13 protein-coding genes are annotated in these 14,206 nt (G+C 67.3%); 8 read left to right on the forward strand and 5 right to left on the reverse strand.

Translation table 11 applies throughout. The features are described from left to right. The 5 genes from ACSVDD_RS04680 (at position 1) to ACSVDD_RS04700 (ending at position 5,219) form a co-directional block, all read left to right on the forward strand. Positions 1–975, forward strand: coding sequence for a TRAP transporter substrate-binding protein (locus tag ACSVDD_RS04680; RefSeq protein WP_448188120.1), 975 nt, complete (start codon positions 1–3; stop codon positions 973–975). 210 nt (positions 976–1,185) lie between these two features. Next, positions 1,186–1,731 (forward strand): TRAP transporter small permease, encoded by a 546-nt coding sequence (locus ACSVDD_RS04685; protein WP_448188121.1) that lies wholly within the window; start codon positions 1,186–1,188, stop codon positions 1,729–1,731. A 4-nt stretch (positions 1,732–1,735) separates the two neighbouring features. Then, positions 1,736–3,010 carry a TRAP transporter large permease gene (locus ACSVDD_RS04690; protein WP_448188122.1) on the forward strand — a complete coding sequence of 425 codons (1,275 nt, stop codon included), beginning with the start codon at positions 1,736–1,738 and terminating at the stop codon, positions 3,008–3,010. Positions 3,011–3,021: 11 nt separating this feature from the next. Then, positions 3,022–4,461, forward strand: a complete 1,440-nt coding sequence (locus tag ACSVDD_RS04695) for an aldehyde dehydrogenase family protein (protein WP_448188123.1) — start codon at positions 3,022–3,024, stop codon at positions 4,459–4,461. A gap of 11 nt (positions 4,462–4,472) precedes the next feature. Beyond that, the gene (locus tag ACSVDD_RS04700; protein WP_448188124.1) at positions 4,473–5,219 is read left to right on the forward strand and encodes an SDR family oxidoreductase; all 747 of its coding nucleotides are present in this window, start codon (positions 4,473–4,475) and stop codon (positions 5,217–5,219) included. A 34-nt stretch (positions 5,220–5,253) separates the two neighbouring features. On the opposite strand, the gene ACSVDD_RS04705 is transcribed toward ACSVDD_RS04700, so the two are convergent. The 3 genes from ACSVDD_RS04705 to pdxH form a co-directional block, all read right to left on the reverse strand. Then, the gene (locus ACSVDD_RS04705; RefSeq protein WP_448188125.1) at positions 5,254–6,645 is read right to left on the reverse strand and encodes a methyl-accepting chemotaxis protein; all 1,392 of its coding nucleotides are present in this window, start codon (positions 6,643–6,645) and stop codon (positions 5,254–5,256) included. A 199-nt stretch (positions 6,646–6,844) separates the two neighbouring features. Then, positions 6,845–7,768 carry a cation diffusion facilitator family transporter gene (locus tag ACSVDD_RS04710; protein ID WP_448188126.1) on the reverse strand — a complete coding sequence of 308 codons (924 nt, stop codon included), beginning with the start codon at positions 7,766–7,768 and terminating at the stop codon, positions 6,845–6,847. Further along, on the reverse strand, positions 7,768–8,358 hold the full coding sequence (pdxH, locus tag ACSVDD_RS04715; protein ID WP_448188127.1) for a pyridoxamine 5'-phosphate oxidase: 591 nt from the start codon (positions 8,356–8,358) through the stop codon (positions 7,768–7,770). Before pdxH ends, ACSVDD_RS04710 begins: the two co-directional genes overlap by 1 nt. 148 nt (positions 8,359–8,506) lie before the next feature. On the opposite strand from pdxH, the gene ACSVDD_RS04720 reads away from it, so the two are divergent. From ACSVDD_RS04720 to ACSVDD_RS04730, 3 genes are all read left to right on the forward strand, one after another. After that, positions 8,507–8,971, forward strand: a complete 465-nt coding sequence (locus tag ACSVDD_RS04720) for an RT0821/Lpp0805 family surface protein (protein WP_448188128.1) — start codon at positions 8,507–8,509, stop codon at positions 8,969–8,971. A gap of 53 nt (positions 8,972–9,024) precedes the next feature. After that, a complete protein-coding gene (locus ACSVDD_RS04725; RefSeq protein ID WP_448188512.1) occupies positions 9,025–9,954 on the forward strand; it encodes a DnaJ C-terminal domain-containing protein in 930 nt (309 codons plus the stop codon). A 374-nt stretch (positions 9,955–10,328) separates the two neighbouring features. Beyond that, entirely contained in the window at positions 10,329–12,035 is a 1,707-nt protein-coding gene (locus ACSVDD_RS04730) for a methyl-accepting chemotaxis protein (protein ID WP_448188129.1), read from the forward strand. Between the two features lie 39 nt (positions 12,036–12,074). Here ACSVDD_RS04730 and ACSVDD_RS04735 read toward each other — a convergent pair whose 3' ends face one another. Together ACSVDD_RS04735 and ACSVDD_RS04740 are read right to left on the reverse strand one after the other, a co-directional pair. Further along, on the reverse strand, positions 12,075–12,641 hold the full coding sequence (locus tag ACSVDD_RS04735; protein ID WP_448188130.1) for a manganese efflux pump MntP: 567 nt from the start codon (positions 12,639–12,641) through the stop codon (positions 12,075–12,077). Positions 12,642–12,725: 84 nt separating this feature from the next. Beyond that, positions 12,726–14,099, reverse strand: coding sequence for a YihY family inner membrane protein (locus ACSVDD_RS04740; RefSeq protein WP_448188131.1), 1,374 nt, complete (start codon positions 14,097–14,099; stop codon positions 12,726–12,728). Positions 14,100–14,206 lie beyond the last annotated feature (107 nt).

Genomic DNA, 14,206 nt, shown 5'->3' on the forward strand with positions numbered 1-14,206 from the left:
ATGGTCTTGAAGAGGGTTATCGCCACCGCCGTTTTCGGCTTCGGCCTCACCGCCGGTGTGGCCTGGGCCGAGGAGCTGAAGGCCGGCTACTCGCTGCCGCCGACCTCGCACTACGGCGTCGGCGTCTCGGCCATGGCGGACGAACTGGCGAAGCTGTCCAACGGCAAATGGACCATCAAGCAGTTCCCGGCCAACGCGCTGGGCGGCGAGCGCGAGATGGTCGAGGGTGCGCAGATCGGCACCGTGGACATCGTCGCCACGTCGACCGGGCCGGTCGGCAACTTCGTGCCGGACACGCTGGTGACCGACATTCCCTTCCTGTTCAAGGACTACAAGCACGCCCACGCGGTGCTCGACGGTCCGATCGGCCAGAAGATCCTCGACCAGTTCCCCAAGCACGGGCTGATCGCGCTGGCCTGGGGCGAGAACGGCTTCCGCAACCTGACCAACTCCAAGCACCCGGTGAAGACGCCCGAGGATGCCAAGGGCCTGAAGATCCGCACCATGGAGAATCAGGTGCACATGACGGCGTTCAAGACGCTGGGCGTGCTGCCCACCCCGATGGCCTTCCCCGAACTGTTCACCGCCATGCAGCAGGGCACCGTGGACGGCCAGGAGAACCCCATCGGCGTGATCCTCGGCGCCAAGTTCTCCCAGGTGCAGAAGTACCTGACGGTGAGCCAGCACGTGTACTCGCCGGCCTTGATCCTGCTGTCGCCCAGCGTGTGGGGCAAGCTGTCCGACCAGGAAAAGGGCTGGTTCAAGCAGGCCGCCGCAGCCGGCGCCAAGGCCATGCGCCAGAAGGCCGAGGACGACGCCGCCAACGGCATCGCCGAGTTGCAGAAGCAGGGCATGGAGGTGGTGCCCAGCGTGGACGCCGCCGCCTTCCAGGAAGCCCTCAAGCCCGCCTACGCCGAGTACGCCAAGAAGTTCGGTCAGGCGAAGATCGACGAGATCAGGAACTACAAGTACTGAAAAATCCCTCTCCCGCCCCGGGAGAGGGTGGCCGCCGCAGGCGGCCGGGTGAGGGTGAGGCCAAGGATCCTTGAATTTACCCTCACCCTCCCGCCCTGTGGGCGGGCCCCTCCCTCTCCCGGGGCTCTCGGCGGATCTTCGATCCGCCTGACGCCGTCAGCGCTGGCTTCGCCAGCGCGAGAGGCGGGAGAGGGTAGAAATGGAGTTCCCATGCTCGCGGCTCTGTCGGCGTTCGAGAAGTTCCTGATGCGCTGGACCATGCGGGCCGCCATGGCGCTCTTGGTGCTGGCCTGCATCGTCTCGCTCTACCAAGTCATCACCCGCTTCGTCTTCGAGGAGCCGTCCACGTGGTCCGAGGTGATGGCGCGCTCGCTCGACATCTGGATGGTCTACCTGGGCGTCGCCGTCGCCTTCCGCCACGGCGCGTTGATGGCCGTCGAGTTCCTGCACAGCCGCACGCAGGGCAGCGCCCGCATCGTTCTGGTGGCGCTGATCTCCGGGCTGTCGCTCGGCGTGCTGGCGGTGATCGCCTGGGCCGGCTGGGAGATGACCGGGCGGGTCCGGTTCCAGATGCTGGCCGGGGTGGACAACCCGTTCACCGGCGAGGGCATTTCCATCGCCCTGGTCTACGCCGCCATCCCCGTGGGCGCGGTGCTGTCGATGATCGGCGTGGTCGCCCGCGCCGCCGAGGAGATCGCCCTCGTCCGCCGCGCCGGCACCGCGCCGGCCGCCCCGCAAGAGATCTACGAGGTCTGACGCCATGACCAGCTTCATGCTCTTCGTCATGGTGGCGCTGTTCGCGCTCAGCGTGCCGATCGCCGTGGCGATCACGGCGGCGGCCATCGGCGGCATCAGCTTCTTCACCACCATGCCGCTGATCGTCGTCGCGCAGAAGCTGATGACCAGCATCGACAGCTTCCCCCTGATGGCCGTGCCGTTCTTCATCCTGGCCGGCAACCTGATGGAGGCCGGCGGCATCTCCGCCCGGCTGGTGGAGTTCGCCAAGTCGGTGGTCGGCAACATCCAGGGCGGGCTGGCCTGCTCCTGCGTGCTGACCTGCATGATCTTCGCGTCGGTGTCGGGCTCCAGCGTGGCGACCACCTTCGCCATCGGCGCCATCATCATCCCGGCGATGATCAAGCACGGATACCCGCGCGAGTTCGCCGCCGCCCTGCAAGCCACCTCGGCCGAGTTGGGCGTCATCATCCCGCCGTCGATCCCGATGATCCTCTACGGCGTCTCGGCCGAGGTCTCCATCGGCGAGATGTTCATCGCCGGCGTCGGGCCGGGCCTGCTGATCGGCGGCGCGCTGACGGTCTTCACCTACATCACCTGCAAGATGAACGGTTGGGGCCGCCAGGACCGCGAGGGCCGCATGGGCTTCGTCAAGGCGACGGAGCGCGCAGCGTTCGCGCTGATCATGCCGGTCATCATCATCGGCGGCATCTACAAGGGCGTGTTCACCCCCACCGAGGCGTCGGTGGTGGCGGTGTTCTACGCCTTCATCGTCAGCATGTTCGTCTACCGGGCGATCACCTGGGCCGACCTCGCGCCGATCCTGCGCAAGTCGGTGCTGTCCTCGTCGATCATCATGTTCATCATCGCGGCGGCCGGGCTGTTCAGCTTCCTGATCACGCGGGCCGGCGTGCCGGCGGCCATCGGCGAATGGATCGCCGGGACCATCGGCAGCCCGGGCGTCTTCCTGCTGGTGGTGAACCTGTTCCTGTTCGTGGTGGGCATGTTCGTCGAGACCTCGGCCTCGATCATCGTTCTGGCGCCGATCCTGGCGCCGGTCGCCGCGCATTTCGGCATCGACCCCGTGCATTTCGGGCTGATCATGGTGGTGAATCTCGCGCTGGGCATGGTGACGCCGCCCTTCGGCGTGAACCTGTTCGCCGCCTGCCAGGTGGCGGGCTTGAGCCTGGAGAAGATCATCGGCCGGCTGGTCCCCTTCGTGCTGGTGGTCTTCGCCTGCCTGATGGTCATCACCTACGTGCCCGCGGTGACGCTGTTCTTCCGCAGCCTCGTTTACTGAGGACAAGTGCCATGATGGAAACCAAGCTCCTGATCGGCGGCCGGTTCGTCGAGGCCGCCAGCGGCGAGACGATCCCCTGCGTCGATCCCTCGACCGGCGAGAATTTCGCCGCCATCCCGCGCGGCAAGGCCGAGGATGTGGACCGCGCGGTCGAAGCCGCCCGCACCGCCCTGGACGGCGACTGGGGCCGCCTGACCGCCGCCGAGCGCGGCCGGCTGATGTTCAAGCTCTCCGCCCTGCTCCTGCAACACGCCGACACCCTGGCCGAGCTGGAGAGCCGCGACGTCGGCAAGCCGCTGGCCCAGGCCAGGGCGGACGTCATCGCCTGCGCCCGCTACTTCGAGTTTTACGGCGGGGCGGCCGACAAGGTGCACGGCGACACCATCCCGTACCTGAACGGCTACACGGTGCTGACCCTGCGCGAGCCGCACGGGGTGACCGCGCACATCATCCCGTGGAACTACCCGTTGCAGATCATCGGCCGCAGCGTCGGCGCGGCGCTCGCCATGGGCAACGCCTGCGTGGTGAAGCCGGGCGAGGACGCCTCGCTGACCACGCTCTACCTCAGCCGGCTGGCGCACGAGGCCGGCTTCCCGGCCGGGGCGCTCAACATCGTGTCCGGCTATGGCGAGGAGGCCGGGGCGGCGCTGTCCTCGCATCCGGGGATCAACCACATCTCCTTCACGGGCAGTCAGGAGGTCGGCGTTCTGGTGCAGCAGGCCGCCGCGCGCAACATTGTGCCGGTGACTCTGGAGTTGGGCGGCAAGTCGCCGCAAGTGGTGTTCGCCGACGCCGATCTGGAACAGGCGCTGACCTTCGTGGTGCGGGCGTCGGTGCAGAACGCCGGGCAGACCTGCTCGGCCGGCAGCCGCGTGCTGATCGAGCGGCCGATCTACGAGCGCTTCACCGCCATGATCGCCGAACGCTTCAAGGCGCTGAAGGTCGGCCCGGCGCTGGAGGACCACGACATCGGCCCGCTGATCAACGCCAAGCAGCGCGACCGCGTTGTGGACATGGTCCACGCGGCGCGGGAGAACGGCTTCCCGGTGCTGGCCGAAGGCCGCGTCGTGGAGGGCGCCCCCAGGGGAGGCTTCTACGTCGCCCCGGTGCTGTTCGGCGACGTGAAGCCGGGCTGCGAGATCGAGCAGCAGGAGGTGTTCGGCCCGGCGCTGGCCGTCATCCCCTTCGACGGTGAGGAGGAGGCGGTCAGGATCGCCAACGGCACCCCGTTCGGCCTCGTGGCCGGCGTGTGGACGCGCGAAGGCGGCCGGCAGATGCGTATGGCGAAGCGGCTGCACGCCGGACAGGTCTTCATCAACAATTACGGTGCAGGCGGCGGTGTCGAACTGCCCTTCGGCGGCGTCAAGAAAAGCGGCTTCAACCGCGAAAAGGGCTTCGAGGCGCTGTACGGCTTCTCGGCCGTCAAGACCGTGGCGATCAAGCACGACTAAGGGGGGAAGACATGCGCTTACAGGGCAAGGTCGCCATCATCACCGGCGGCGGTTCGGGCTTCGGTGAGGGGATGGCCAAGCGCTTCGCGGCGGAGGGCGCCAAGGTCGTGGTCGCCGACATCAACGAGGAGTCCGCCCGCCGCGTCGCCTCGGAAACCGGCAACGGCGCCATCGCGGTGCGGGCCGACGTGTCGGTGAGCGCCGACGTCAAGGCGATGGTGGACGCCGCGGTCCAGGCCTTCGGCCGGCTGGACATCCTGGTCAACAACGCCGGCTACACCCACCGCAACGGCCCGATGCTGGAGGTGGACGAGGCCACCTTCGACCGCATCTTCGCCGTCAACGTGAAGTCCATCTACCTCGCGGCGCAACACGCCGTGCCGGTGTTCCGCGGGCAAGGCGGGGGCATGATCCTGAACATCGCCTCGACGGCCGGCGTGCGCCCCAGGCCGGGGCTGACGTGGTACAACGGCTCCAAGGGGGCGGCGATCACCCTGACCAAATCCATGGCGGTCGAACTGGCGCCGGACAAGATCCGCGTCTGCGCGATCAACCCCGTGGCCGGCGAGACCGGCATGCTGCACCTGTTCATGGGCGAGGACACGCCGGAGAAGCGCGCGCAGTTCAAGGCGTCGGTGCCCCTCGGCCGCCTCTCGACGCCCCAGGACATCGCCAACGCCGCGCTGTTCCTCTGCTCCGACGAGGCAGAGTTCCTCACCGGAATCTGCCTGGAGGTGGACGGCGGCCGCTGCATCTGAATTCCCTACCCGCCCCCATCCGGGGGCGGGAGGATCACACCTTGTAGGCGATGCGCAGGCCGCCCCAGTGCCGGCCGCGGACCATGATGGGGGCGGAGACGTCCTTCATCAGCGCGAAGTTGCCGCCGCCCATGTCGCGCCGGTAGGTCTGCAGCAGGAACGGCTTCATGCTCTTCCCGGCCGCCAGACCGACGCGGTCGTTGAAGATGCGGCGGTTGCGGCAGTTGGCGGCGTTCCACACGGGGTCGTTGCCCTGCGGCTGGCTGAACTTGAGGTTGTGCGTCGGCAGATAGCCGTTGGTGTCCACCGCCACGCAGAAGACGAGGCGCTGATTGTCGGCCAGAACCGGCTCCTGGATGCCGGGCAGCACGCGGTCGAGGAACGAGACGGCGCGCGACAGCACCTGCGGCGGATTGGTCCCGGCAATCGGCTGGTAGTCCTGGTCGAACAGGTCCGCCTCCGAGATGTCGCCCTTGGCCAGCGCGTCCTCGAAGGCGGCGGAGATGGTCTCGGCGGTGCCGCGGGCGATGCGGATGAACGGCGTGTCCACCGTCTCAACATCCAGTTCCGCCGTGATGCCGATCAGGCGCTCGCCCATGCCCAGCAGGTTGTTGATGCGGTCGCGGGCCTGCGCCAGATTCTCGTTGGACAGCTGCACGCCGACGGCCAGATCGGCGATCTCATGCTCCAGGTCGGTGCAGTTGGCGCCGATCTCCGACGCGGCGGCGTCGATCTTGTCGGTCTCCCGGTTCAGCTCGGACATGGCGCGGCCGACCGTGTCGATGACGCCGCCGATGGCGGTCGTGCCCTCGCTCACCGAGCGCGCCTTGGCGGCGCTGGCCGAGCTTTCGGTCATCAGGCGCTGCGCCTGCTCGTTCAGGTACTTCAGCGTGGCGTCGATCTCGGCGGTGGCTTCCGAGGTCTTGGTGGACAGCGCCTTCACCTCGCCGGCCACCACCGCGAAGCCCCGGCCCGCCTCACCCGCGCGCGCCGCCTCGATGGTGGCGTTCAGTGCCAGCAGGTTGGTCTGCTTGGCGATGGCGTAGATCTCCTTGGCGACCTTGCCGACGCGCTCCAGCGCCTCGCGCAGGCCGGCGATCTGGCTTTCCATGCCGCCCACCGCGGCAACCAGGGTGTGGATGTCGCCCAGCGACTGGTGCACGCGGTCGTGCGAGGCCTCGACCTCCTGCCGCGCCTTTTCCGTCACCCGGCGCGCCACCGAGGAGGCGGCGGAAATGTTCTGGGTGCTGGAGGTCATCTTCGCGCCGGTGTCGCGAAGCTGAGTGAAGACCTCGGCCTGCTTGGCGATGCGGCCGCTGACGTCCTCGACGTGTCCGGCCACGTCGGCGATCTCGATGCCCAACGTGCCCGCTTCCGCCGCAATATCAGCGATCAGAAACGAGCGGTTGCCGAGGGTACTGTCCATTGCGTCCGCCGTTGGTGCTGTTTTGTTGTGATGTGCTGAGATGCGCGTCTTCCCCATACAGATTATTGCCATAATCTTTCAAAATCGCAACAACGCCGGACAAGCGGATTACCCCCTTTTCCTCGTATAACAGCGATTTCACAGCCTTAGGCAGGTCCGCAGCGGCCTAAGCCGAATGAGACTTTCGTATGAGGACCACTTAATCCTCGCCCTCGATGCGATGATCGAGGCGTTCGTCCTTCAATCCGGCCGGTTCCTGGTGGATCAGCACTTCGGCATTGGCGAAAGCGGCGCACAGTTGGCGCTCGATTGCGTCGGCAATGTCGTGCGCCTGCACAAGGTTCAGGTGCGAATCCAACTCCAGGTGCAGTTCGATGAACACGCCGGTGCCCGAGCTGCGGGTGCGCAAATCGTGCAGGCCGCGCGCTTGCGGGTGCGCGCGCACCAGTTCGGCGATGCGGTCGCGCTCCTCCTCCGGCAGTTCGCGGTCCATCAGCACGGCGAGCGCGTCCTGGGCGACGCCCCAGGCGCCATGCAGCAGGAACGCGGCGATGCCGATGCCGGCCAGCGGGTCCACCGCGCCGATGCCGGTATACCGGGTGGCCAGCAGCGCCGTGATGACCGCCGCGTTCATCATGAGGTCGCCGGAGTAGTGCAGCCGGTCCGCGCCGATGGCGATGGACCCGGTGTGGCGCACCACGTAGCGCTGGAAGGTGATCAACCCCGCCGTTAGCACGATGGACAAAAGCATGACGCCGACGCCGACGCCGGTCTCGCCCACCGGCGCCGGGAAGATCAGCCGGCGCACCGCCTCGATCACCAGGAACACCGCCGAGCCGCCGATGAACGCCGCCTGCGCCAGCGCCGCCAGCCCTTCCGCCTTGCCGTGGCCGAAGCGGTGGCTGCGGTCGGCCGGACGCAACGCCTGCCGCACGCCGAACAGCGTCACCACCGAGGCCATCAGGTCGGTGCTCGAATCGATGAGCGAGGACAGGATGCTCACCGACTCGGTCAGAAGATAGGCGGCCAGCTTGGCGACGATCAGCGTCGATGCCATCGTCACGCTGGCGTAGGTCGCCAGACGCCGCAGCCGGGCGGCCTTGTCTTCCGCCGGGGGCGCCATCAGGGGAACAGGCGTTGCGTCGTCCAGCCGTCGCCGGCCCGCAGGAACTCGATGCGTTCGTGCAGGCGGAACGGCTTGTCCTGCCAGAACTCGATGCGGCTCGGCAGCACCCGGAAACCGGTCCAGTGCGGCGGGCGCGGCACGTGGCCCAGGGCAAACTTGGCGGCGTACTGCGCCACGCGCTTTTCCAGCTCCCAGCGGCCCTCCAGCGGGCGCGACTGCTGCGAGGCCCAGGCGCCGATGCGGCTTTCCCGCGCGCGGCTGTCGAAATAGGCATCCGCCTCGACGTCGGTCACCCGCTCCACCGGCCCCTCGACGCGCACCTGACGGCGCAGCGATTTCCAGTGGAAGCACAGCGCGGCGTTGGCGTTGGCACCGAGCTGCTCGCCCTTGCGGCTCTCGGTGTTGGTGTAGAAGACGAAGCCCCGCGGATCGATGCCCTTCAGCAGCACCATGCGCACCGACGGGCGCCCCTCGGCATCGGCAGTGGCCAGGGCCATGGCGTTGGGGTCGTTGGGCTCGCTGCGGGTGGCGTCGTCCATCCAGGCGGTGAACAGCGCGTAGGGGTCCTGCTCGGTCACGTCACTCATACCGGCCCCGCCTCTCATCGTCTCGGACATCGCAATTCACAGAGTGCGAGCTTTCGCATATATCACTGTCCGAGACGGGCGGGAGTGTCCCATTTGAGGATGCCCCCCATGAAAATGAATCGCAGCCAACAGTTCGAGGCAGGCATCCATGTTGAAGACGTTCGTTCCCGCCCTGACCGCAGCGGCTCTGCTGGCCGGTTGCCAGACCTCCACCAAGGAGGCCGACACCGGCCCCGGCGCCATGCTGGGCGGCGTCATCGGCTCGCAGTATGGCGCCGGCAACCCCAAGCTGGCGCAGGCCGGCGTGGGCACGCTGCTCGGCGCGTTCATCGGCAAGGACATCAGCGGGTCGCTGGACAAGGCTGACCAGCAGTACGCCGAAACGGCTGCCAAGCGCGCCTACGCCGTCCCGGTTGGCGAGCGCATCTTCTGGAACAACCCACAGTCGGGCAATTCGGGGACGATCACCTCGACTCGCGACGGCTACAACAGCGGCGGCACCTACTGCCGGGAGTACCAGCAGACGGTGACGGTGGGCCGCACGACGGAGCTGGCCTACGGAACCGCTTGCAAACAGGCGGACGGTGCGTGGAAGATCGTCACCAACACCTGAACCGACCGTTGAGCCCCGGTCTGGGGTAAAGGACAAGTCTGCTCGTGGCCCAGATTCGCGATCCCTACCAAGTCCTCGGCGTGACCAAAAGCGCCAGCGCCGACGACATCAAGAAGGCGTATCGCAAGCTCGCCAAGCAGCACCATCCCGACCTCAAACCGGGGAGCGCCGGCAACGAGGACCGCTTCAAGGAGATCTCGGCGGCCTATACGCTGCTGTCCGACACCCAGAAGCGGGCGCGTTACGACCGCGGCGAGATCGACGCCTCGGGCCAGGAGCGGCACGCGGGCTTCGGTTCACGCACGGCGCACGGCGGGGCGCGCTCGCGCGCTCATGCCCAGGGTGCCGAGGATGGCGCCGGCTGGGGCGACGACTGGTTCTCCGACCTGTTCGGCGGCCGACGGCGGCCGGGTGCCGCCGGCGGTTCGGCCGGTGCCAAGGCGCGCGGCACCGACATCGCCTACTCGGTCACCGTGCCGTTCCTCGAAGCGGCCAACGGCACCAAGCGGCGCATCAGCCTGTCCAACGGCAAGAGCATCGACGTCGCCATCCCGCCCGGCACCGAGGACCAGCAGAAGCTGCGCCTGAAGGGCCAGGGGCTGGCCGGCCTGGGCGGTGCGCTGGCCGGCGACGCCATCGTCGAGGTGCACGTCGAGCCGCACCCGCATTTCACCCGGCAGGACGGCGACATCCTGGTCGAGGTGCCGATCACGATCAACGAGGCGGTGCTTGGCGCCACCATCCGCGTGCCGACCGTGAGCGGCCCGGTGGCGGTCAAGGTGCCGCCCGGCTCCAACACCGGCTCGACGTTGCGCCTGCGCGGCAAGGGCGTGGTCAGTCAGGTCACCAAGCAGGCCGGCGACCAGTACGTGAAGCTCAAGGTCGTCCTGCCCGACCCGCCGGATGCCGAACTGGTCCAGTTCATGGAGAAGTGGTCGAAGACCCGCAGCTACGACGTGCGCAAGAAGGCCGGGCTTGAATAGTCCTGCGGCAGGTTGACGCACCAGCAGCGCCGGGCCAAACCCGATGGTTGCAACACCGGTGCGGTGGCGCTTTGCCATGTCGTGGCGATCACGTCGAACAGGTTGCAACATCCACCGAACCCACCACCTTAAAGTTAAAAACAGCACCTTCCTGCGGGCATCGAGTCAAATCGTTTCGAGCCGCTTCCAAAGCAGAACGCATCCAAATGCATTAGGGGTTATTTATTTGCATAACGCGAATGCACCCCAGGCCTTTCCTCGTTATTTTTCTTAACAGTTTTGCAACAGGCCACACTCAGACTACACCCTCCACTTACTAGGGCCAGCGGCGTTGTCGCGACTGGCCTCGGCATTGTCGTTCAAGGGTGCAAAACATGCGGTTCAAAGACGTCAAGATCGTCTTCAAGGTGCTCACCGTCGTTGCGTTGATGTCCGCGGTCACCGTGATCGTCGGCGTCATTGGTGTGCAGGCGGTCACCGCACTGGACAAGGATTCCGATGGGATCGAGCTGGCCGGCCGCGAGGCGCTGACCGGCGCGCGCGCCAACCGCAACGTTGTCGGCCTCAACCGCGCCGAGTACCACCTCGCCGCCGATCCCTCGCGCACGACCATTGCCGACATGGAGAAAGAGGTCAGCACCCAGCGCAGCGAATTCGAACAGCGCCTCACCGACTTGAAGAAGAGCGCCGACCCGAAACAGGCCGAGTTGTTGCGTACCATCGAGCAGGCCTACGCCGCTTACCTGAAGGAACTCGACGACACGTTCGTCCAGGCCCGCAGGGTCGGCGATCAGGTGACCATGGACGAGGCGCGCAAGGCCGTCGTCAACTCCGCCATGGCATCACGCGCGGTGGCCGACAAGCTGCAGACCACCATGAACGCTTACAATCGCTATGCCGACGACAAGTCGGAGACCATCTCACGGGACGCCACCGCCCACGCGGCCTCGGTGCGCACCATGTTGATCGCCGTGGCCGCACTCGGCATTCTGGGCGGCATCGTGGTGGGCCTGCTGATCGCACAGTACGGCATTGGGCGGCCGGTGGCAGCCTCGGTCGGCTGCCTGCGCCGCCTTGCCGATGGCGACCTGACGGTCGATATCTTCGGTGTCGAGCGCAAGGATGAGGTCGGCCAGATCGCCGGCACCATGCAGGTCTTCAAGGAGAACTTGCAACGCACCCACGCCATGGAGGCCGAGGCCAAGGAAGCCGAAAAGCGCGCCGCCGAGGACAAGCGACGCTCCATGAACGCGCTGGCCGACAGCTTCGAGCAGTCGGTAAAGGGTGTGGTCGGCGCCGTCTCCGCCTCCGCCACGCAGTTGCAGGGCAACGCACAGAGCATGTCGTCGGTGGCCGAGGAGACGACCCGTCAGGCAACCGCCGTCGCCGTCGCCACCGAGCAGGCCTCGGCCAACGTGCAAACCGTCGCCACCGCCGCCGAGGAACTGTCCAGCTCCATCGCCGAGATCGCCCGACAGGTCGAGGACGCCGCCAGCATTACCCAGACCGCCGTCGAGGAAGCGCAACGCACCAACGTGACCGTAGAGAGTCTGGCGGGGGCGGCGCAGAAGATCGGCACCGTCGTCCAACTCATCCAGGACATCGCCAGCCAGACCAACCTTCTGGCGCTGAACGCCACCATCGAGGCAGCGCGCGCGGGTGAGGCGGGCAAGGGCTTCGCCGTGGTGGCCAGCGAGGTCAAGAGCCTCGCCAACCAGACCGCAAAGGCCACCGAGGACATTTCAAGCCAGGTGCAGGCCATCCAGAAGGAGACCTTCGACGCGGTATCGGCCATTCGCGGGATCGCCGAGACGGTCCTGAAGGTGAACCAGATCTCCACCGCCATCGCCTCGGCGGTGGAGGAGCAGACCGCGGCCACCGGCGAGATTTCGCGCAACGTGCAGCAGGCGGCGCAGGGGACGTCGGAGGTCAGCCGCAACATCGGCGGCGTCAACCGCGCCGCGGTGGAAGCCGGCGGCGCCGCCGACGAGGTGCTCAAGGCGGCCCGTGAGCTGGGCAGCCAATCGACGACGCTGACCCAGCAGGTGGACGACTTCGTCCGGCGCATCCGGTCGGCCTAAGGGACTGGCGCGGGAGGGCTTCGGCCCTCCCAATCCCCATCACATCGTGTGTTCGACCAAAATCTTGGCGCCGATGGCGATAAGGCCGAGGCCGCCCAGCAGTTCGGCGCGTTTGCCGAACAGCGGGCCGGCGGCGCGGCCCATCAAAACCCCGCCCGACGCCATGCCGAATGTGACCAGACCGATCAGCAGGCAGATGCCGACGATGTCCACGTCGACCACCGCCAGCGAGACGCCCACCGCCGCCGCGTCGATGGACGTCGCCACCGCCATCAGGAACAGCGGGCCAAGGCCGAGGCGGCCGCGTTGCGACTCGTCCTCGTCCTCCTCGTCGCCGGACAGGCTCTCCCATACCATCTTGCCGCCGACGCCGAGCAGCAGCAGGAAGGCGATCCAGTGGTCCACCGCCTCCACGTAGGTTGCGAAGGTCAGGCCCAGGCCGAAGCCGATCAGCGGCATGGCGAGTTGCACACCGCCGAACAGCAGGCCGACGCGCAGCGCCTCGCCCAGGCTGGGGCGGCGCAGCACCGCGCCGGTGCCGAGCGCCGCGGCAAAGGAGTCCATGGACAGGCTGAAGGCGAGAACGAGGGCGGTGGCGTAGCTCATGAATTCCGACGCAAAAAAGGGGTAATCGCGTCGGAACGGCTATCAGACTATGAACACCTGTTCAAATGTTATCCCTGTTGCCGTCTAGGACGACGACCGGCGGCGCGCGCTCAGCGGAACCGCCGCCCCGGCCCCGCCGCCGGACTCCTGGTCGGACAGCAGCGCCTTCAGCGACACACCGAGGATCTCCTGCTGCCCGGCCTCGGCAGCGTCGAGGAGTTGGCCGGTGCGCTCCTGCCAGGGCAGTTCCAGTCCGCCCAGGCCGCGGACCGGGCCGCGCAGCCCGATGCCCAGCGCCTTCATCAGCTCGAACAGCGTCGCCTCGTTCAGGTCGCGGGTCACCACCCAGGCGTCGCGCGTGGTGTGCGCCACCCAATGCGCGTCGCGCAGCTGTTCGAGAATGCCGTCGATCAGCACCGCCCCCACCGGCACCCGCGCCACCAGCGTGCGGCGGCGGATGCCGACGCCCAGCCGGTTGGCGTCCATCAGTTCGTGCAGCACCGCCAGCGCCAGCGCCAGACGCTGGCCGGGCAGCAGCCCTTCCGGCCCGCCGCGGGTGATCTTGCCGGCCCGCCATTCCGGCAGCGCCGCGGTGACCACCGCGCCGAACAGCACGGTGGACCACGCCACGTACAGCCAGAACAGGAAGATCGGCACCGTTGCCAGCGCGCCGTAGATGGTCTGGTAAGCCGGGAATTCGCGCATGTACCAGGCAAAACCGGCCTTCGAGCCCTCCAGCAGCAGCGCCCCCATGGCGCCGCCGCCTACCGCGTCCTGCCACTGAACGGTGCGGTTGGGGATGATCAGGTACAAGAGCGAACAGCCGATCCATTGCAGCATGAACGGCAGGATCCCGCTGATCCCCTCCGCCGGTGCGGCGAGTTCCTCGAGATGGACGAAGCGCAAGGCTTTCCACAACTCGGTGGACAGCGTCAGGCTGGCGCCGGCGAACAGCGGGGTCAGCGACACGATGGCCCAGAAGGACAGGATGCGGGTGACCGCCGAGCGCGGCTCCTTGACCCGCCAGATCGAGGCGAACGAGCCCTCGATGGTCCAGATCAGCAGAACCGCCGACACCGCCAGCCCGATGATGCCGAAGACCGGCATCTGCCCGGCGTTGGCCATGAAGTGGCCGAGGTATTCCAGAATTGCATCGCCGATCTGCGGCACCATGTTGCGGAAGATCAGCTCCTGCACGCGCTTTTGCAGCTCGGAGAACGCCGGGAACGCCGAGAAGATGGCGAAGCCGATGGTCATCATCGGCACCAGGGCGAGCAGCGACGTGTAGGTCAGCGACGCCGCGGTCTGGAAGCAGTTGTCGTTGTAGTAGCGCATCGCCGCATGGCCGAGGAAGCCGAACAGCTCGCGCAGCATGCGCACGGCCTTCGGCTTGCGCCGGCGCTCGACGAAGGGCTTCTCGGGCGGGCTCCCCCCCGGACTGGCCACCGGTTCGGTCATAGGACTCCTTCCCCCACCCGGTTTGACCCGGCTCGTCTTTCGTGTAGGATGCGCGGCAAATTTCCTGAACCGCCGTTCAACACGGCCACCACTGTCACGAGGACCGG

The sequence above is a fragment of the Azospirillum terrae genome, assembly GCF_053470425.1.